This is a genomic window from Mesorhizobium sp. RCAM 05104 (assembly GCF_059683645.1).
Genome location: NZ_CM185033.1, coordinates 2,571,481 through 2,590,557 on the forward strand (window position 1 = coordinate 2,571,481; position 19,077 = coordinate 2,590,557).

Annotated in this window: 16 protein-coding genes and 2 pseudogenes; 10 read left to right on the forward strand and 8 right to left on the reverse strand. The window is 59.5% G+C overall.

Annotated elements, in window-relative coordinates; genetic code table 11:
* Window positions 1-29: 29 nt before the first annotated feature.
* Entirely contained in the window at window positions 30-779 is a 750-nt protein-coding gene (locus tag AC56QP_RS12715) for an SDR family NAD(P)-dependent oxidoreductase (protein ID WP_489859461.1), read from the reverse strand.
* A gap of 298 nt (window positions 780-1,077) precedes the next feature.
* Window positions 1,078-1,467 (reverse strand): CapA family protein, encoded by a 390-nt coding sequence (locus AC56QP_RS12720; protein WP_497104080.1) that lies wholly within the window; start codon window positions 1,465-1,467, stop codon window positions 1,078-1,080.
* A gap of 112 nt (window positions 1,468-1,579) precedes the next feature.
* Between AC56QP_RS12720 and AC56QP_RS12725 the strand changes: the two genes are divergently transcribed.
* Window positions 1,580-1,972 (forward strand): TIR domain-containing protein, encoded by a 393-nt coding sequence (locus AC56QP_RS12725; RefSeq protein ID WP_489859460.1) that lies wholly within the window; start codon window positions 1,580-1,582, stop codon window positions 1,970-1,972.
* Window positions 1,973-1,992: 20 nt separating this feature from the next.
* On the forward strand, window positions 1,993-3,450 hold the full coding sequence (locus tag AC56QP_RS12730; RefSeq protein WP_489859459.1) for an SIR2 family protein: 1,458 nt from the start codon (window positions 1,993-1,995) through the stop codon (window positions 3,448-3,450).
* An 89-nt stretch (window positions 3,451-3,539) separates the two neighbouring features.
* On the opposite strand, the gene AC56QP_RS12735 is transcribed toward AC56QP_RS12730, so the two are convergent.
* Complete coding sequence (locus tag AC56QP_RS12735) at window positions 3,540-4,019, reverse strand: hypothetical protein (protein ID WP_489859458.1); 480 nt, start codon at window positions 4,017-4,019, stop codon at window positions 3,540-3,542.
* A 334-nt stretch (window positions 4,020-4,353) separates the two neighbouring features.
* On the opposite strand from AC56QP_RS12735, the gene AC56QP_RS12740 reads away from it, so the two are divergent.
* From AC56QP_RS12740 to qatD, 4 genes are read left to right on the forward strand one after another with little or no spacing between them, the layout of a single operon-like run.
* Window positions 4,354-6,117 (forward strand): KAP family P-loop NTPase fold protein, encoded by a 1,764-nt coding sequence (locus tag AC56QP_RS12740; RefSeq protein WP_489859457.1) that lies wholly within the window; start codon window positions 4,354-4,356, stop codon window positions 6,115-6,117.
* Entirely contained in the window at window positions 6,117-6,878 is a 762-nt protein-coding gene (locus AC56QP_RS12745; protein WP_489859456.1) for a Qat anti-phage system associated protein QatB, read from the forward strand. The genes AC56QP_RS12740 and AC56QP_RS12745 overlap by 1 nt, the downstream gene beginning before the upstream one ends.
* A complete protein-coding gene (gene qatC / locus AC56QP_RS12750) occupies window positions 6,871-8,193 on the forward strand; it encodes a Qat anti-phage system QueC-like protein QatC (RefSeq protein WP_489859455.1) in 1,323 nt (440 codons plus the stop codon). The genes AC56QP_RS12745 and qatC overlap by 8 nt, the downstream gene beginning before the upstream one ends.
* Window positions 8,190-8,963 (forward strand): Qat anti-phage system TatD family nuclease QatD, encoded by a 774-nt coding sequence (gene qatD, locus AC56QP_RS12755; RefSeq protein WP_489859454.1) that lies wholly within the window; start codon window positions 8,190-8,192, stop codon window positions 8,961-8,963. The genes qatC and qatD overlap by 4 nt, the downstream gene beginning before the upstream one ends.
* Before the next feature lie 347 nt (window positions 8,964-9,310).
* On the opposite strand, the pseudogene AC56QP_RS12760 reads toward qatD, so the two are convergent.
* Window positions 9,311-9,453: pseudogene (locus AC56QP_RS12760) on the reverse strand (IS110 family RNA-guided transposase); the annotation flags it as partial.
* 116 nt (window positions 9,454-9,569) lie between these two features.
* Window positions 9,570-9,959, reverse strand: a complete 390-nt coding sequence (locus AC56QP_RS12765; RefSeq protein WP_489859453.1) for an AMP-binding protein — start codon at window positions 9,957-9,959, stop codon at window positions 9,570-9,572.
* A 1,810-nt stretch (window positions 9,960-11,769) separates the two neighbouring features.
* Here AC56QP_RS12765 and AC56QP_RS12770 point away from each other — a divergent pair.
* Window positions 11,770-11,964, forward strand: a complete 195-nt coding sequence (locus AC56QP_RS12770) for a hypothetical protein (RefSeq protein ID WP_489859452.1) — start codon at window positions 11,770-11,772, stop codon at window positions 11,962-11,964.
* A 321-nt stretch (window positions 11,965-12,285) separates the two neighbouring features.
* On the opposite strand, the gene AC56QP_RS12775 is transcribed toward AC56QP_RS12770, so the two are convergent.
* Together AC56QP_RS12775 and AC56QP_RS12780 are read right to left on the reverse strand one after the other, a co-directional pair.
* Window positions 12,286-12,660 (reverse strand): hypothetical protein, encoded by a 375-nt coding sequence (locus AC56QP_RS12775; protein WP_497100540.1) that lies wholly within the window; start codon window positions 12,658-12,660, stop codon window positions 12,286-12,288.
* Between the two features lie 261 nt (window positions 12,661-12,921).
* A complete protein-coding gene (locus tag AC56QP_RS12780; protein ID WP_489859450.1) occupies window positions 12,922-13,983 on the reverse strand; it encodes a hemin-degrading factor in 1,062 nt (353 codons plus the stop codon).
* Between AC56QP_RS12780 and AC56QP_RS12785 the strand changes: the two genes are divergently transcribed.
* Window positions 13,982-14,272, forward strand: coding sequence for a hypothetical protein (locus AC56QP_RS12785; protein WP_489859449.1), 291 nt, complete (start codon window positions 13,982-13,984; stop codon window positions 14,270-14,272). The two genes, AC56QP_RS12780 and AC56QP_RS12785, sit on opposite strands and share 2 nt — an antisense overlap.
* A gap of 256 nt (window positions 14,273-14,528) precedes the next feature.
* On the opposite strand, the gene AC56QP_RS12790 is transcribed toward AC56QP_RS12785, so the two are convergent.
* A complete protein-coding gene (locus AC56QP_RS12790) occupies window positions 14,529-15,431 on the reverse strand; it encodes a hypothetical protein (RefSeq protein ID WP_489859448.1) in 903 nt (300 codons plus the stop codon).
* A gap of 176 nt (window positions 15,432-15,607) precedes the next feature.
* Here AC56QP_RS12790 and AC56QP_RS12795 point away from each other — a divergent pair.
* Both AC56QP_RS12795 and AC56QP_RS12800 read left to right on the forward strand, forming a co-directional pair.
* Window positions 15,608-16,678: pseudogene (locus AC56QP_RS12795) on the forward strand (IS630 family transposase).
* Window positions 16,679-17,549: 871 nt separating this feature from the next.
* A complete protein-coding gene (locus AC56QP_RS12800; protein ID WP_489859447.1) occupies window positions 17,550-18,854 on the forward strand; it encodes a dicarboxylate/amino acid:cation symporter in 1,305 nt (434 codons plus the stop codon).
* The last annotated feature ends 223 nt before the right edge of the window (window positions 18,855-19,077 follow it).

A 19,077-nucleotide genomic window follows, 5' to 3' on the forward strand; every position in this document is an offset into this window, starting at 1 on the left:
GCCGTTGAAGGGCCGCATGGAACTGCGTGTCAGTGGATGAGCAAGCCGCCGTTCACATCCAGCGTCGCACCGGTGACGTAGGACGACAGGTCGCAGGCGAGGAAAAGGCAGGCCTTGGCGACGTCGGAAGCTTCACCAATCCGGTTCATCGGGATCGATTTCAGCACGTTCGCGCGCATCTCGTCAGTAAGCTTGCCGGCAGTCATGTCGGTCTGAATGAGGCCGGGGGCGACGCTATTGACGCGGATTCCGGACGGAGCCAACTCTCGCGCCATGGCGCGGGCGAGCCCGAGGATGCCGGCTTTGGCGGCGCTGTAATGCGGCCCGCCGAAAATCCCGCCGCCGCGCTGCGCGGAAACCGACGACAGGCAGACAATGGCGCCCGTGCCCTTGTTTTTCATTGCGGGGATGACTGCCTGACTCATGTAGAGCGTGCCGCGCAGACTGACGTCGGTGACCGCCTCGTAATTGTCGGGCGTTATGTCCATAATGTTCAGCGGCTCGGTGATGCCGGCATTGTTGACAAGAACATCAACCTGACCAACCTTGCCGGTTACCTGCTCGACGGCCGTCAGGCACGCCTCTCGATCCGTGACGTCGCATGCAAGGCCGAGATGCTCGCGTCCGATCGCCACTGCGGCGGCTTCGGCGGCCCGAGCATTTAGGTCTAGCACCACGATACGGGCGCCGTGCTCGGCGAAGAGCCGCACGGTGGCGCGGCCTATTCCGCGCTCGGAAGCTGCTCCCGTAACGATGCAGATCTTGTCCTCAAGCAGCATAGGCATTGACCCTCCGGTCGAGCGCTTCCGCGGCGATTTCTGCGGCCGGCCCGATACTTATCTTTTCATGTTTCATTATGTTGAGCCCCGGTACTCTAACGAATTTGTCATGACGCATAGATGAGATGCGAAAGCTTCCATCGTATACTGCGCGCCACAGGAAGCACCCGGGTGATGCCGAATGTTCGACGCTGTCTTCCGGCGTGTGCGCCGCCACCGAGCATAACGACGGGGAGGCCGGTCTCGCGCGTCGAATTCATCGAAGCAAGTTGCGTGCCGATTCAGCGCTCCATCTGCGTTACACCGATTGCTCGGTAACCGGTGGCCCGGCCTTGGCGACCTTTGGCCGGGCTTTGCGACATTCTTGTTCAGCTTCGGACACAAGTAGGTCTCGTCCGTGGGCGACATATGCGTCGGCCCCAGCGTCGATCAGCTTGTGGACAAATGATTGGGCGTAATCAGCCGGCTCCTGGCTCCAATTCCCTGGATTGTGCTCGTGGTTGCTGACGATACAGAAGTCGGAAAACTGCTTGGCCTGGCGAACATTGCGTAAAATGCGTTCAGTATCACGCGGGTCGTCTTCACAGCTGTCGCCGATCGTTTCCCCACTCTTGAATTTGACTCCGGCGAGTTCGAGCCTGTCCGAATCCTGACGACCAGGTCCTGGGCTCGGCAGGGCATTGCGTATCCGCTATCAGTGCGCGCATAGTTTGGTAACATTTCCAGCTAAACCGCCTCGAAAGACACAACAGTAGGCCTCAGTACGATGCTTTCCGCGTTCCCAGCGCGACATTTGGCGTGTGAACATCGTTCGCAATAGCAACATTATCGACGGCGCGGCCGCCGCCGGATGGCACGATGCCTCCCTGTGGGAAGAGGCCAAACGTCAAGGCGATACCGCGATCAAGCGCCTGATCGACAAGGGTTTGGAACGAACCAGCGTTACGGTTGTGTGCATTGGGGCCCAGACGGCATCTCGGAAATATGTTGCCTATGAGATCGAGCAGTCAGCACTTCGTCGCAATCTGCTTTTGGGTGTTCGCATTCACCATCTCCGTGACCAGTTCGGCTCGGTAGACAGTCCCGGTTTCATCCCTGCACTGCTCACCAGCTACCGCGCCCCTGTCATTGATTTCACGACATCCGATGAGCTTGGGCGGCGAATCGAACGGCTGATGACGGCGCGCGTATAGTCAGGAAGAAGCCTCGCCTGATGCGCCACGAGAAATTCATCGAGGATTACGTTCAGGCCCTGCAACATGAAAACGCGGGGCTGTTTGTCGGAGCCGGCCTATCGACAAGTGCGGGCTATCCGAGCTGGAAAGACTTCGTGCAAGAGTTGGCGGAGGAGATCGGCCTTGACGTGAACCAGGAAACCGATCTTCCGGGAGTGGTGCAATATTTCCTGAACAGCGCGGGGAGAAAGCGCACCCGCCTTGCTAGCCTGATCTCAAAGGAGATCGGCATTGACAAGCCAATCCCCGAAATCCTTCACACGCTCGCCCGCCTCCCATTGAAACACATCTGGACCACGAATTACGACGAACTTCTCGAACGATCGTGGCGGGAGCAACGGCTTTTCCTCGAGGTGAATACAACGAAGCAGAATCTCGTTATCAACAACCCTGCCGCACATGCGCAGTTGTACAAAATGCACGGCACGGTGGGAAATCCGTCTGATGTTGTTATCGCCAAGGGGGACTATGAAGGCTACCGCCGTGAGCGCGGCGAGTTCCTGAACCTGCTGCACAGCCACCTTGTTTCCCGGCGCATGCTGTTCCTTGGCTTTTCGTTCACGGACCCCAATCTCTCCCAGTTGTTCACTCTCATCCGGGACGCATTCGGCGATATGCCGCCTGAGCACTATGCGGTCGTCAGGCGTCCGCATCGCGGAGACTTCGAAGGTCGCGGTGCCGAGGCGCGTTTCGCATATGCAGATCGGCGACACAAGCTGTGGGTCAAGGACCTGGAAAATTACGGAATCCAATGCATCGAAGTCGACGCTTGGGCAGAGTTGGACGAACTAATGAAAGCCGTCGAGCAGAGGCTCGCCGCGGCGAGTGTCATGGTATCCGGCAGCTACCCGGAGGCACTTCCCGAAGGAGAACCCGACAATCGGAGAAAGATCGAGGCGGTGGCTCAAGGCGTGGGCAAATTTCTGATCCACGAGAACTACCGCATTGTGTCGGGATTCGGCCTCGTTGTCGGCAGTGCGACCCTGTCAGGCGCGCTCGATGAACTCTATCGTGATGTCGCTCCGAATCTTGAGCGTCGGCTTTTCCTGCGGCCCTTCCCGCAGCTCATTCCGCCCGGACAGGATCGGCAAGAATTCTACCGTCGCTACCGGGAAGATCTTGTTCGCCAAGCGGGAGCTTGCGTCTTCATATGCGGCGCCAAAATTGACGGTGACTCCGTTGTCGTTGCCGACGGGGTGGTCGCCGAGTACGACATACTGAAAGCGCTGGGACGAACGCCCATCCCAATCGGCGCTACAGGCGGTGCGGCCCGGAAAATATGGGAAGTCGTCAACACCGACTTTGCTGGTGTCTTCGGCACCATGCCAAGGCGTTCATTCGACATTCTCAATGATGCAAACGCGACGCCCGAGCAGCTTATTAAAGCGGTTGGGGACATATTGAAATGGATCAGGAAAAACGGAAGCGTGATCTGAACAATCTGAACAGACACGACGTTTCGCATCCAGGCGGTCAAAAACTCGACGGAATATAGACGGGTTCAACTCGCCCGTTGCGAAAACGTCTACATCATCCTGGACAGCGGCTTCAGTTCAGCGAAGTCTTCGCCGGTACCTGGACGCTTCGGGAAATTCACGATGAAGTCTTCGGCCAGCCGCCGGCTTGGCAGTAGGCCCGACGGGGCGTACACCCCGCCCTCGCGCAAGTTGCTTTGCCCGCACACGTCGACTCGCAAATGCCATTCATGCGCCGGTGCGATACCTTGCGCCACATCGGCCGGGCCTGCTGACCGGAACAAGGCAATCCCGGCCGTCGCCTCCATTCCGTTCAGAGCCTCGCAGGCAGCCGGAAGCTCGGTAGCCATGTATCTTGCTTGATCGTGCTGGAAGTTGCCGAAAATCCGGTACGAGTACAGACCGCTCGAAATCGTGAGTCGGCTGACGCGATAGATTGTGTCCGGATACTTCAGCGTTTCGAAGATCGCGGTCCCACTAGGGCCTACTAGAATCTTCCTGGTCGCTGCACGCGCCTTCCCCATGTCCATCCCTCGCGCTCGCTTCTCCATCGATTGTCGGCGGAACCATGAAAGCAACAAGAGCTAATGGCTCGCGAAGGGTGAATCGCGACTGTGACGGCAATCGACCCCACTGCATTTTCTCTTGATAGTAAGCGGCATAATTTTTCCGCTCCGGATAGAATTCGAAAACGTTCTGATGAGCACGTTGCGAAGGGTAATGCTCCATCCGGCAGTGAACCGGATCAAGTGACGGCATGATCGCACGGGTTGAATTTCACAAGATCTTGTTGAATGGATGCATATGTGGTTGACGCATGGTCTCCCACAGGTCACCGTTCTTTCGGGCATTTTGGGGCGTGACATGTGGGCAGACAGCGAAAGCGATGTCGACTACCTGAACTATTCGGAAGTATCGGAGATGATCAGCGAGATGATCTCCGACGATTCCATGCTGCCGATTTCCTTGGGCGTGTATGGCAGCTGGGGCGTTGGCAAGTCTAGCGTCCTGCAGCTGGTTGCAAACGAGCTGGCCGAGGATAAGCGGAACCTTATCGTCCCCTTCGACGCCTGGCTCTACCAGGATTTCGACGAGGCGAAGTCAGCGCTGATGTCAGTGATCGCGAAGAGCCTGTACGACGCGACCCCCGAAAACTTCAAAGACAAGGCTGTTAGCCTCTACAGGCGGACCAACAAGCTCAAAGCTTTCGGAATCGCCGCGGACATCGGGGCTTTTGCTGCCGGGATTCCCACCTTCGGAATGTTCACGAAGGCGGCAGGGGCGGTCGGCGACATGTGGGAGGGCGATGCCGACGAAGAGGATGTCGCAGCTCTCAAAGGTGCAGCCAAGGAAGTCAAGGGGCGTGCCTCCGGCCTTCTCCGCCCGCAGGAGAAGCGAAATCCGCCGGAGGAGATCGAAGCCTTCCGGAAGGAGTTCAGTGACCTGCTGCTGTCGATAGATCGGAAGCTCGTCGTATTCGTTGATAACCTCGACCGTTGCCTGCCGGCGAATGCGATAGCCACACTCGAGGCGATGCGGCTATTCCTATTTCTTCCGCGCACAGCCTTCGTAGTGGCGGCAGACGAAGAGATGATCCGGCACGCTGTTTCCAAGCATTTCTCGAGTCCGGGTGATCGGCATGTTTCCGACTATCTCGACAAACTCATCCAGGTTCCCGTGCGCGTCCCGAAGCTTGGCTTGCAAGAAGTGCGGGCCTATCTCTTCATGCTTGCTGCCTCACGGTCCGGCGTGGATCCGGGGAAGCTCGAAAGCCTACGGAAGTTCCTCATCGACAAGCTCAGGCAGAGCTGGTCAGACGACCCACCGTTTGATGTCGACCAGGTGGCCGCGAAACTCGAGATTCCGGCCACACACGAGCTGAGACGCGCTCTGGACACCATGAATCGGCTAGCAGGGCTTCTGGCGTTCTCGCAGCGGATCAACGGAAATCCCCGCATCGTCAAGCGGATGCTGAACGTGATCCGCATGCGAGCCTCTGTCGCGAGGCGCCGCAATATGGCGCTCGACGAGGCGATCATCGCCAAGCTGGTTCTCTTTGAGCGCTGCACGAGTGAGGACGCAATCCGAGAGTTCAACCGCCTCGTGAGCGGAGCGCCTGACGGTAAGGTCCCGCTTCTTGCGAAGCTTGAATCCTCGAAGGCGGCTGACATCCCCGGACTTCTTCCCAAGGATTGGGCCGATTTCGCTGCGTTCGTCTCTGACTGGGTCAAGCTTCACCCGCCGCTGGCCGGGATCGACCTCCGACCCGCCGTCTACCTGGCTCGTGAGACGTTGCCCATGCGCTTCGACTCGTCCCGTCTGAGTTCCAAGACCAAAAAGGCGGTGGAGACGCTCCTGAAGACCACCACGACGAGTTCGCCTGCGTCGAAACAGGCGTTGAAAGAGATCGATCCCGCCGAGGCAGGCGAGGCCATGGACGAAATGATTGGGTCTTTTGCCCGTAACTCCGATTGGGCCAAGGGGCGCGACGATTTCCGTGGCGCTGTGCTCTTGGCAAGGCGTTGGCCCATGGCCCACGAGAAACTTGTTCGCTTTGTCGAAGGGCTCCCGCGTGTCCCCAAATGGATTACCGCCCTAATGAAGGACGACACGGGAGAGCGTAGCTGATGGGAACGTCTTCGTCGTCGAAGGGGTCGGGGCGAAATCAACCAATGGTCCCGCCATGGGCTGACGACCAGCCGGGAACGCCATTGCCGGTGCCGCCTCCCAAACGCTTTCAAGCCTTCCGCACGTCCTTCGGGAGCTACCTGAAAGGAGGCGACAAGGCCACCCTGCAGCGCGCTCTCGGGCATTATGCTCGCACGTCTACGGGCGGCAGCTCGGTCGGACCTCGGCGGTTTGGCTCCGTCTACACCACGGGCGGGGACCTCTATTCGGTGCTGTCATCGCTGGGTGGAGACGGCGCTGAGGCTGGCACGCTAGGGCTTTCGAAGGAAACCTTGACCGGCCAGCCGCTCGACGTCGTGTGTCAGCGTCTCGCGGAGGCGCTCGCGCCCGACAACGCTGATGCGGACAGAATTCGCGAGGCTATCGATGAAGCGATGCTTGAGGTACTCGGCGAGGACGAGAATTTCGATCCCGACCGCCTCGACGAGGAGACGGTCTACCGCATTCTCGCCGAATACCTATCGCAAGCCGTGTTTCAGGAGATCGTCGAAGAGGTCGGCGGGTCGTGGGCGAACGCCCCGGACGAGAAGAGGACTCCGGAAGCCGAAGCCGAGTTGCTTGAACTGATCCGCGTCGTTGTCGATGAGAAGCTTGGTCCGAAAATGGAAGGGAAAAAAGGCCTGAACAGAGCCGACGTCCATCGGTTCATGCGGGAAACGGTCACCGAAGTTTGGCAGGAGTGGGAGAACTACGATGACTAAGCTGAAGTTCCATGTGGACGAGGCTTCCATCCCACCCACCGACGTTGCCGATACCGTCCATGTGCATCTCTTTGGCTCCCGGCCCGCGCGCCTTGGAACCGGATCGATTGGCAACCGGCTTGAGAAGGCTGTGACCCGACTTGGTGCGCCAATCGATCCGGTCGCGTTCGACTTTCTCTCCATCGCCCTCGCGGTGGTCGCTGCCGACACATTCATCGACAGAGAATCCAGGTCAGCGAACGGATGGTCGCGCGAACTTTCGCTCGAAATTCCGCTGGCACGACCTGCAGTCTGGCAGGGCGTATCTGGCGAACTCGAGCAAGCATTGAATTTCCTGAGCGGCGACCAGTGGAAGCTATCTTTTTCTGCGGGCGGGAAGGCACCTCCATCCAAGGACAGTATCCTCCGACATTTCCGGACCCATATCGGTATCGGTGCGACGGACTGCGCCTGCCTCTTCTCCGGCGGCCTCGACAGCATGATTGGCGCACAACGCCTGATCGAGGATGGGCGGAAGCCGCTGCTGATCAGCCACTCATACCGCGGCGACAAGAGCTACCAGGAGAACGTCGCCCCGGGACTGGGCAAGGCCCTCCCCCGCTTCGAGGCAAACGCCAACCCGGTCTTCAGCGGACCGAACAAGAATGACACCAGCATGCGGACCCGTAGCCTTGGGTTCTTGGCCTACGGTGTGATCGGAGCCAGCGCCCTGTCATCGGTGAAAGGCGCCCAAAACGATATCAAGCTTTATGTGCCAGAAAATGGCTTCATCGCGCTCAATGCGCCTCTAACGCGGCGGCGGATCGGGTCGCACAGCACCCGCACCACGCACCCTCACTTCCTCGCCCGGGTGCAAGCAATCCTTCACAAGGTCGGCCTCCCGGTCCAGCTGGAGAATAAATACCGCCACATGACGAAGGGCGAGATGCTGAAGGTGCTGAGCCCAGGCAAGGACTTGACGCAGACGGCGCTCTCGACGGTCTCCTGTGGTAAGTGGAAGCGCAAGAGCCAGCAATGCGGACACTGCGTCCCCTGCCTCATCCGTCGTTCTGCCTTCGCCAAGGCAGGTATAAAGGATACCACGAACTACCAATATCCCGACCTCGGGCTGGCGTGGGACAGGCCCGACATCCGCGACGACGTGATGGCGATGCTTGTGGCGACGGCGCGCGATGGACGTGGTCTCCGGCAGCGAGCGATCTCAAGTGGACCTTTGCCAATGGAAAGTGCAGAACGTGAGGGATGGTTCGGCGTCCACAAGCGTGGCCTTGAGGAAGTCGGAACCTACTTGAGGAGCCAAGGGTTCGGGCCTTGATCGACTTTCATTGCCACCTTGACCTGTTTCCGAATCCGGCACTTGCCGCGGATAGCGCTGAGCGCGCCGGAATGTACGTGCTTTCCGTGACGAACACGCCGAAGGCATTCCCTAAAACGGCCCAGCTCGCCAAAGGCAGGAAGCGGATCAGGACAGCCCTTGGACTTCACCCTCAGCTTGTTCATGAGCGGCACGGCGAGGTGCCGCTGTTTGTCAGGCTGCTGGGCGAGAGCGAATACGTTGGTGAGATAGGCCTGGACGGCGGCGATGAATTCGCGCGCCACCTTGACCTGCAGAAGGATGTCTTCAACAGGCTCTTGCGAGCGTGCTCGCAGGCGGGCGGTCGCGTGATGTCCATCCATAGCCGGCATGCCAGCGGGGAAGTACTCGAAGCGCTTGCGCGGAACCCCGGAGCGGGCATTCCAATCCTACATTGGTTCTCCGGATCCGTTCCGCATGCCGAGAAGGCTGCCGATGTCGGTGCATGGTTTTCCGTAGGCCTTCCCATGGTCCGGAGCAGACGCGCTGCAAGCCTGCTTTCCAAAATGCCGAGGAACCGAATTCTCACCGAAACGGACGCGCCGTTCGCTTCTACATCGGGACAGCACTATCCTGTTGCAGCGGTTGCGGAGACGGTGTCTGCGCTTGCGGGATTATGGGAATGCGATGTCGCTTCCGCTCAGGGGCAGTTGAACGACAATCTCCGAACGCTTGTCCATAGAACCACCCAGTTCCGGCCTGGGTCTTTGGTGACGCAAGCTCGCGGATAGCTGTCTATACGAATCGATTACGGTGTGACCAGAGTCGAGGCAACCCTAGCCCCCTTGTCGTGTTGCCTTCTGTTGTTGCCGTCCGTTGTGCAAGGAGTTTCGGAGTCTCTGACTTTCTGAACGTGCGATCGAGTGCGGTCTTCTGTCAGGCCTTTGAGTGCGGCACTTGCCGAAGCCGCTGGCCAGTATGGTGATCTGCGGATCGGGTCTAATCTCACGTGCGTGCTTGAAAGCACCGAGGCAACAGCTGGTTTTCCCGATCCAGATCGGTTCGATCATGCGCCCATTCAGGTCATCGCCTTCTCACACCCCCAATGCCGAGTTACCCGTCCACGCTGACCAACAGGTCAGGCCATGGCGGTTAACACCGGATCTCGATAATCTTCTTGTTTCGTCAGATGACCCACATTCTGCGGGCCATCTTGTTCGCCAGCGCGATCGCGACCAACATCCGTGGCTTCCTCGTTATCATCCGCGCCAGCCAGGAACCCTACGCCGGAGGCTTTCTGCTCGCCCAATTCCGCCAAGCGGGAGCTTGCGTCGTCATATGCGGCGTGACTCCGTTGTCGCCGCCGCGCTGTAGTTGCTGCCCGGTCTGCTTAGGGCTCAAGTAGCTGATATATGGTCAACCATGGCCCTGGCGTTCGTGCTGCGTCTTATATGGTCCAAACGCGGATCGGTTTCGGCTGGATCAACAGGCACGAAGGCAGCGCCCAGCATCTGGGTCGCAAGAATCGTCGCGACCAGTTCAGTTGACCGGCCAAGTTTAACAATGACCGCATCACCAGGGCGCACGCCAGCGGCCTCCAAGCGCCCCACAAGAGTGGACGCGGACTTCCCCAGCCGTTCGTAGCTTACGTCGCCATTCTCGTCCGTCCGCACAGCAATGTTTGATGAGAACTTGCTCAAAGTCTTGCTGATAACGTCGGCAACCGTATCGTGGCCGAAACGTGACCGCCGGTGAGGACCCGACAAGTTCGGTATCAGGGTGTGCATCGCCAGGTCTCCATTAGATTCTCCTCAACGGTCGGTGGTTTTCGAGATCAATTCCATCGCTGGGTGCGGTCGGTCGGGCTGGGCTATCCGGCAGGAAAATCTCATCTGCGAGTGGCATCGCGTGGCCGCGCAGTTGAACGCGCTATTCGTTGTGGGGCTTGAGAAATCCTTCCTCCGTTCTGGAGGGTCTGTTCACAGCTTGGGCGCCCCTAGTCTGCCCAGGTGACGACCGCCAGTTGCTTGCCACAGGCCGGCAGCGATGACGGCTGGTCGCCGTGCTCGGCCTCATTGAGAAAAAACGAGCGCGCCGATATGGTGTGATCGCGAAGGAGATCACGCCGGAGCCGAAAACCTAACTCACAGGGCCTGAAGGCCCTTTTCATAGATTCTTGCCAACACCTCACAGGCAGCCCTAGCCCGCTCCTGGGTTCGCCCAACAAGCGGTCCGCCTCCCAACGATGCCGGAGCACCAGCTTTGTTATCCCAAACCATCCAAGTGCCGTACATTTCCCGAAGGCAAATAAACCTGGATTTGACGTGCATGGTAAACAACGGGTGGGGTCCCAATTGGTTCGCTAAGCTCCCGATCACGATCATTTCGTGAACGGTGTCCTAGGAGTCATTTCTCACATTGAAGGTAACCTAGCCCGCCTTCACCACACCTGGAGAAGCCCTGATACCCATAGTTGCCTTGGCGAGATCAATGCCCGGCGTCGCATAAGCGAGCCCATTGGCATTTGCGCGCTCGCCCCCTTGTTCCACAGCGTCACCGCGACAAGCGCAGCGCCTGGGCCGCGTCGGCAGTGCCGGCCATCAATGTTGCGGCAGCGAGCCCGAGCGCTGCCCCTCTCGATATACTTTTCATGACCACCTCGTTCAGGACGGCTGCGGAAGCGCTCGACAACCCGGCCGTCATTCTGCTCGCGGCTTTCCCCGACGTCCTTGCGCTGAATCAAACGCCTCCGGAAAAGAGTACGCTTTGAGGCATTTCCATACGAATCCGTAAGTCGCGCACCTGCTCCTTGTCTCATAGGCTGACGGGCAGCGGCGAAACTGATTCGGCCCTTCGCTGCTCCTTGGGTGCCCACACCCAACAACCCGCTGCTACCCCCAAATTCCCGCTACAGCCATCGAAGCTTCCCCTTATTGTTCCTGAGGGAGAACCCTTTTTCCTCTGAAAGATGGGGAGTGACCGTCAACCCATATCCTTCCGGAAGTGGCAGTTTTCTGGCTCTGAGATAACGGTCCAACAGAATTCGCTGCAGATACGCCCTGTACTCCATACATCCGGCTTCAGCACCGCCCGGTCGAAGCCTTCCCTCCCCGAGTGGACTTTTCCCTGGACCCCTTCGACCACCGCGAAATATCCGATATCGGCCGCTACTGCCTGAACCCCGACTGTCGACATCTTGCCTCCAACAGTCCCAAGAGGCAGTTAGCGCCCTTCCCCGATCGCCAGCGCACAGAACCGCATAGCGCGCTGATCTCAGCGGACATCCGTCTGCTCGATCAATGCTTCGGGAAGCTTATCGCATTTCCCGACGACCAGCTCGGCAACCCGCCGAGAACAGGAGAGCTATGCCATGACCAAAGATATCAAGACTCCACGCTCCGGAACTAGTCTGACCGGAACCCGAGGCTCCTCATTCCCCGATCAGGAGATTGGCGGTGAGACCGAGGGCGGGGGCTTATCCATACCAAGCCATCTCAGACTGCCAGAAGATCAGGCCGGATTTTCATTCCACCGTCGGACTCGTTGACCAGCCGCAACTTCAAAATGCGTTCGAGAGGCTCTTGCAGGGGAAGCATCGTGAATCCAAGGACAAACAGGAAACTCGTCTATGAAAGCGGTCTCGAACGCGACGCCGCATACATTCTTATGGCTCACCCCAATGTCGCCGACGTGCGCGATCAGCCGCCCGCAATCGACTACGTTGACCGCAACGGCAAGGGGCACAAGCACACCTTTGACTTCGAAGCGCGCATGATGTGCGTCGAGCGGTAGCCGTCAAGCCGGAACACAGAGTCGGCCCCAGCGGGATCGAAGAAACGCTCACCCTCATTCGGGAGCAGTCGCCCCCGGGCTCCGCCAACCGAATTGTCCTTCGGACCGTCTCCTTTTCGTCATCCTCTGTTCGCACTTGACGTGTTTGTGAGAACAGCTCTTGATCTGGCGACAGCACCATCGCCGGATGGGTGGCCTCTGACGTCTCTGTGGCGCCTCCGGACCCTTGTATGCCCGCAGGGGGTCGAGGCGATGGCGATCAAGCGATTCGCGAACAGCTCGTCCTGCGAGTCGGCGACCCGGCATTCTTCATCGGCAGGATCAAATCCGGCTTGGCAGCGACGATCGCCTCGTCGGACATCTGCTTGTAGCCGGTGAAACCCTCGACCGCATTGACCGCTTAATGATGCCGTCGCCTGCCGTGTCGCTGCCCGTGGCAAGGATCTTGCTGTCTTGCGCCGACAGCACGAACAGGATGCGCTTGCGCTCCTTGATCGTGGCCGTCTGCTTTTCGGCCGCCGTCAGCTTTGCATCCATCTCGGCCGCGAACTTCTGGGCTTTGACATCGACGCCGAGGTCTTGCCGACTATCATTCAAGGATGCCTTTATGGCGGAGGTCCCCCCGGCAACTCGATGAAGGGCCCGATCGATTTCTGCAACACATCGGCCGCTTGCTTCGCTTCGCGTCGCTGCCATGCAAGGCCAGAACGTTGGACGGAATGACCGACAGAACGCCTTGGTCCGACAGCCGACGCATGTAGGCGACATCGGTCATCTTCAGCGCGGCTTTCGGATAGTAGCTCGTCGAATTGCGAGCGACGAGATAACCTTCCTCGCCAAGCTTAGACGATCTCGGTGATGCAGCGGTCGATCCAGCGATCCATGACGGATCGGAAAAAACAGGTACGCCCTCATTGGCCTCGGCGGGCGAAGGGACGGCCAGCAGAACGCCGAGCCTCACGCGGCGGACGGGTTGGGGATGCGCGGCAGATGCTCGACAAGGAAACGCCAGTCGCCGCGCTCGCGTTCGCCTTCCTGGCGCGTACCGAAGAACTGGATGATCATCATGCCGTCGGCACCGTAGGCTTCGAGTGACGTGACGTGGCCGTCCCTGGTCGGCTTGCGCACGGCCCAGACCTCGCGGATGTGGTGGGTCCTGAGATGCAGGTGGAAGGTTTCGTCGAGGACATTGATCCTGGACCCGATCGGCTTGACTGACTTGATCGGGCCGGAATGGATCTGGATGCAGCCACGATTGCCGACAAAGCACATGATCGGCATCTCGCCATCGGCGGCGTGTTCAAACATGGCGCCAACGGCATCGTTGTCGAGCAGCCAGGCATAGTCCTGGCCGACCATGCGCATCGCCTGGCAGCGGCTGAGCTCCAGCCTCTTCAACATGCCGAAGAACTGATGCACGTCCGTCAGCCGGCTCCAGTGCTCGCGCAGGTCCTCGACCGTGGCCGCTTGGTTCGGAACCCCTGCGTCATCGTCGACTCCGCTCGCCTGAGCCGACACGATCGGCTCCTGGTTTGAGGATTCGAGTGCCGCCACCAGCTTCTGGTAGGCATAGAGGTTTGAAGCGGGCCTGAGATGCACTCCGTCCACCGCCTCGCCGGTGGCGTCGAAGAACCGCAGGCTGCGACGGATGTTGCTGCCATCGCGCTTCTCGACTGCGAAGCCATAAGCCCACGCTTCCGGGAAAATGCGCAGGTCGATGTCGTCGCCGAGCACCATGGCATGTTGGTTGCCGGTGACCACTTTGTCATAGATGCCGATCTTCTCATGCACGGCACTTTCATTGCGGGTCAGCGCCATCACCTCGCCGACCGCTTCGAGGCCGGTCAGCAGATCATTGACGCGGGGCTCGATGCGCACCACGCCAAAACCGCAATGCGCCGCAATCAGTTCCGCTTCCGAAATGCCCAACTGGGCGGCGAGATCGCGCTCGCGTATATTCGGCATGTCTCCCTGCGCCCGCCGGATTTCGGCCGGCGAGCGTTTCACGCGCTGGTCCATGTCGTCCACCTGTCTGTCTTCTGTCTGCACCTTGAAATCGCTGATCTGCATACTTGTTGAGGATCAGTTGCCCTGCCGGGTGATCTTCAGCCGACAGAGCGCGCCGGGAATGCTCGATCCCGATCGCGTACTCGCCCGCAACGGAGTGTTGCTGGAGAGCGTGCGCATCGCCGTCGACATCGCCTTGCAACCGGGCGTGCAGCTAGAACGGCGAAACGCAATGACACTGACCGGCAAATGCCGGTCGAATGCGATCCCAAGTCGGTCAATGGGCACCAGTTGGTGGTGAGCGATTGTGGGTGTCAACGCCAATTGGCGGATGGGGCATTCGAATTCCGCGGGCGGTGCTGCTTTCCGATAGAAAGCGGATCTGACCCAGATCTGACATGTTGCTTTCCTTCCTTCCTTCCATCCGTCGCGAGGGGACGCCCACGATACGATGATCGGCCGGCGGTTCTTGCCGCCTCGCCTAAGGGAGCTTCAAACGTCGTGCCAATTGCGCCGAAGCAAGCTCAGAAAAAATCTTCTGCATCCTAGTCAATGGTTTACGTCAGAGTGGAGCAGGAACTCAGGTCGAGCAGTCCCATGTCGCGGCCTCGACAAACCCGACAGTACGTGTCGGCTGCCCGACGTCTTCCCAGCAACGAGGCACAAAGATTCATTGTAGCGTTACGCGGCAGGTACATTCGGCAGCGCTCATCGCAGCTCTCGCTCCAGCCAGCGCCGACGGTGACGTCCAGTTCGCAATCATCGTCGAAGAGAGAGATGATGCCGTGCCGCATCTGCACAAACGATCGCAGGAGATGGACGACCTTGGCCAACGTGACTTGGAGCCGGGAGGGGGCGGTGAGTGCTTTCGATATTTCGAAGATGCCGGCAAGCGCTCTCTCGTGCGACGGCACAATAGCGACCGCTTTATTCGTCTCGGATCTTGAGTTAGCCCTTTTCCCGTCCTGAAGCGATGTGCAGCATGACGGTCTCTCCTCGGCCCTTTGTTCGGATTCGCGAGTATTGCCTAAGTCTAGCATGTCATCCTCAATCTCGCGCCGCGAAATCAATGCTCGCGGCATGTGCGCCTGCGAAGCTCGCGGCGTGTGCGCCTGCGACGTCGTCCGGCGCGTAGACGCTCTCGGCAAATGGCATTGTCGGCCGAGCCGTCGTTGACCGGGACTAGCGTCCTCGCCCCGCAGGCCGCGGCAAAATCGACGAGCTTGCTCGCGCGCGGGAGGCCACGCATTGAAGCGCTGCAAGGCGTTGACAGAGATAATCGAGACGGCGGATCGGACTTCCGCAGACCGAATGCCGCCTGCAACAGGATTGCTGAAAAGATGGTCGCGGAATTGGACGTGGTTCAGGTCCTGGTCACGGGCAAGCGTGAAAAATGCCTGAACATCGAGTCGGGGCGCCGCAGTGTAGTCGAGTGCAAAGCGAGGCGATACCGGAAGCATGGCTTGACTCTCCTCCCTGAAGTGTGGTTGCCTAGTGTGGCCGCCGTTCCAGGCTTCTGCCGGGCGCAACCGCACGTTGATTCAACAGGTCGGAATGAGGGTAGCTAGTGGTTTACGCCTGACATAAGAGTCCGGCTGGTGATTCCCTTTTGTGAGTGCGCATGCGAGTCTGGCGCATGCGTACAGGAATATTCCTCACCGTTTCTTCGATTGATCGTCAGCGTCTGGGCGCGCTGATCAGAGATCGCAATGCGCCGCAGAAGCACGTTTGGCGCGCCGAGATCATTCTGTTGAGCAGCGACGGCGTGGGCACCGTCGAGATCATGCGGCAAACTGGTAAGTCCAAGACCTGCGTGTGGCGCTGGCAGGAGCGCTTCGCCGCGGAAGGCTTCGAGGGACTGTTGCGCGACAAGACGCGCCCCTCGCGCATTGCCCCACTCGGACCTGAAGTCGCCGAGCGCGTGGTGGCACTGACGTTGCAGGACCCGCCTGGCGAGACGACGCACTGGACCGCCGACATGATGGCGGCCGCGGCCGGCATCAGCGCCAGCGCGGTGCGCCGCATCTGGAAGGCGCACGGGCTGCAGCCCAACCGCTGGCGCCAGTTCAAGCTCTCCAACGATCCGCAGTTCGTCGACAAACTGCGCAACGTCGTCGGCCTCTATGTTGATCCGCCGGCTCACGCCATCGTGCTGTCGGTCGACGAGAAGAGCCAGATCCAGGCGCTCGACCGCACTCAGCCCGGCCTGCCCATGAAGAAGGGTAGGCTCGGCACCATGACCCACGACTACAAGCGCAACGGCACGACCACCCTGTTTGCCGCCCTCAACGTGCTCGACGGCACCGTCATCGGCAGCGCCATCGTCACCAGGAATTCATCCGCTTCCTCAACGCTATCGATGCCGAGGTGCCGGCCAGCAAGGCCATCCACGTCGTCCTCGACAACTACACCGCTCACAAGCACCCCAAGGTGCGTGCCTGGCTCGGCCGCCATCAGCGCTTCACCTTCCCACTTCACACCGACCTCATGCTCGTGGCTCAACGCGGTCGAGGGCTTCTTCGCAAAACTGTCGAAGCGTCGTCTCAGGCGCGGTGTCTTCCACTCCGTCGTCGACCTCCAGGCGGCGATCAACCGCTTCGTTGCAGAGCACAACCAGCAACCTAAACCCTTCACTTGGACCGCCGATCCAGACAAGATCATCGCTGCCGTCAAACGCGGGCACCAAGTGTTAGATTCCATCCACTAGTCAACCGCGCTTTCTTTCATTTGTGACAGGAAACTCGTCGCCTATGATAGAATTCTATCAGCACTTTTTTATCATCGAGCAGAAAGATGTCGAACGGCAGAAATGTCCCCAGCGTCTGCGCGGTGCCTGGCGCGCTGACCGTGCAGAGCGTGTTGCGTGGCTGTGCCATTCACCCTCGTTTTGAAGTAGCCGGAAGCGACAACGGCAGCCGACGACACTGTCGGCTCGCTGGCGTTGCTCGCGGCAACCGTCATTCCGTCAATGTGATGATGTAGAAGCGGTGATAGCGTGAAGCTGGTCGTAGGCACGGCTTCCTTGGCAATGCGAATGTAAGCATCTCTTGAAGCGGACCGTCGCGGGTCAGGACCAACGGAAACAATCCCTGCTTCTCGACGTCTCCTTTCAGAACTGTCGGCTGCCGGGGTGGCAAGAGCACGCTCGCGTAGGGAACACTCCGTTTTGGTGGCCGGCGATGCGGCCCGTCGCAAAGACGACAAAACCGAGGGGCTCACCCAGCAAAACCGCACGCAGAAAGGTCGACCGGCGGCCGATCTGCCAGAGGGAATATCAAAAAGGCGAGTTGCAAGGCGCCCTTGTCAATCGCGTCTTCTGCCACCGCATTCTCTTCAGACCCGACCGTGGCGAACCTTAGTGTGGAACTCTGCCTGGAGTGAGGCAGATAGTGCGGAAATCCGCACATTCCCACTGACGCAAGATGACCGAAACCGGGAAAGGCCGTGATTGGCGCAGGTCCTCATTTTGGCACGGCACTTGCGGCCGACCTGGCAGCAGCGTTCGACCGGAGCGTCGCGACGGGAGAAACCTTGGAAGGGAGGAAGAGCCCGGCCCCTATCCGGTTGGGAGAGAAATGATGTTAGCTCCACAAATCCGCAGCGCGAGTCCCGCGCCTCGCAAGGCCTTCTATGCCAAGCCCTACGTGCAGGTGCTTGCCGCCATCGTCCTCGGCGTCGCCCTCGGCCATTTCTATCCGGAACTCGGCGAGAGCGTGAAACCGCTGGGGGATGCCTTCATCAGGCTCGTCAAGATGATCATCGCGCCTGTCATCTTCCTGACAATTGCGACCGGCATCGCCGGCATGAACGATCTTCACAAGGTCGGCCGAGTTGCCGGCAAGGCGATGGTCTATTTCCTCACCTTCTCGACGCTCGCACTTATCGTCGGCCTTGTCGTCGCCAATGTCGTTCAGCCGGGCGCCGGCCTCAACGTCGATCCGGCTTCGCTCGATGCCTCGACTGTCAACACCTATGCCGCCAAGGCCCACGAGCAGTCGGTCACCGGCTTCCTGATGAACATCATCCCGTCAACGATCGTTGGTGCCTTCGCCGAAGGCAACATCCTGCAGGTCCTGTTCTTCTCGGTTCTGTTCGGCATCGCCCTGGCCATGGTCGCAGAGACGGGCAAGCCAGTCGTTTGCTTTCTCCAGGCGCTTATCGCCCCCGTTTTCAAGCTCGTCAGCCTGTTGATGAAGGCCGCCCCGATCGGCGCTTTCGGCGCAATGGCCTTCACGACCGGCAAATATGGCATCGGGTCGATCGTCAACCTCGCGATGCTGGTCGGGACGTTCTATTTCACCGCCTTCCTCTTCGTGTTCGGCGTTCTTGGCGCGGTCTGCCGCTACAACGGCTTCTCGATCCTTTCGCTCATCCGCTACATCAAGGAAGAGCTGCTGCTTGTCCTGGCAACGTCCTCCTCGGAAGCGGCGCTGCCCTCGCTCATGGAGAAGATGGAGAAGGCCGGCGCCAAGCGTTCGGTCGTGGGTCTCGTCATCCCAACCGGATATTCCTTCAACCTGGACGGCACCAATATCTACATGACGCTGGCGGCCCTCTTCATCGCCCAGGCGACGAACACGCATTTGTCGGTTACCGATCAGATTTTCCTGTTGCTCGTTGCGATGCTTTCCTCGAAGGGTGCAGCAGGTGTAACAGGTGCGGGGTTCATCACGCTGGCCGCTACGCTCGCCGTAGTACCCAGTGTTCCCGTTGCTGGCATGGCGCTGATCCTTGGCGTCGACCGCTTCATGTCCGAATGCCGGGCGCTGACGAATGTCGTCGGTAACGCGGTGGCATCGCTCGTCGTCGCCCGCTGGGAAGGCGAATTGGACCAAGCGCAGATGAAAGCCGCCTTCTGCGGTCATCGGTTTGCTGGGCATTAAACCGGCCCCGCCGCGTAAATCACAGCTTCGCTACCTATTAAGTCACCGGGCTGGTCACAAGACCAAACGATCGACTAGCAGGCCTCCAAACAACGCCTCCCCTGGCGATGAAATCAGAAGCGACAAATGCGTGAGTGCAAAGTTACAGGCTCCCTAGGCAAACGACCTATACATAGATACGCGCCCGGTTACGCTTGGATTGCTGTTCGTAGCATACGCTATC

Coding starts and splice junctions, on each gene's coding strand:
- AC56QP_RS12730 (WP_489859459.1), top strand. CDS start 1,993: ATGCGCCACGAGAAATTCATCGAGGATTACGTTCAGGCCCTGCAACAT.
- AC56QP_RS12735 (WP_489859458.1), bottom strand. CDS start 4,019: ATGGACATGGGGAAGGCGCGTGCAGCGACCAGGAAGATTCTAGTAGGC.
- AC56QP_RS12785 (WP_489859449.1), top strand. CDS start 13,982: ATGTCGTCCACCTGTCTGTCTTCTGTCTGCACCTTGAAATCGCTGATC.
- qatC (WP_489859455.1), top strand. CDS start 6,871: ATGACTAAGCTGAAGTTCCATGTGGACGAGGCTTCCATCCCACCCACC.
- AC56QP_RS12740 (WP_489859457.1), top strand. CDS start 4,354: ATGTGGGCAGACAGCGAAAGCGATGTCGACTACCTGAACTATTCGGAA.
- AC56QP_RS12765 (WP_489859453.1), bottom strand. CDS start 9,959: ATGCACACCCTGATACCGAACTTGTCGGGTCCTCACCGGCGGTCACGT.
- AC56QP_RS12800 (WP_489859447.1), top strand. CDS start 17,550: ATGTTAGCTCCACAAATCCGCAGCGCGAGTCCCGCGCCTCGCAAGGCC.
- AC56QP_RS12775 (WP_497100540.1), bottom strand. CDS start 12,660: ATGGCAGCGACGCGAAGCGAAGCAAGCGGCCGATGTGTTGCAGAAATC.
- AC56QP_RS12780 (WP_489859450.1), bottom strand. CDS start 13,983: ATGGACCAGCGCGTGAAACGCTCGCCGGCCGAAATCCGGCGGGCGCAG.
- AC56QP_RS12745 (WP_489859456.1), top strand. CDS start 6,117: ATGGGAACGTCTTCGTCGTCGAAGGGGTCGGGGCGAAATCAACCAATG.
- AC56QP_RS12715 (WP_489859461.1), bottom strand. CDS start 779: ATGCTGCTTGAGGACAAGATCTGCATCGTTACGGGAGCAGCTTCCGAG.
- AC56QP_RS12790 (WP_489859448.1), bottom strand. CDS start 15,431: ATGCTTCCGGTATCGCCTCGCTTTGCACTCGACTACACTGCGGCGCCC.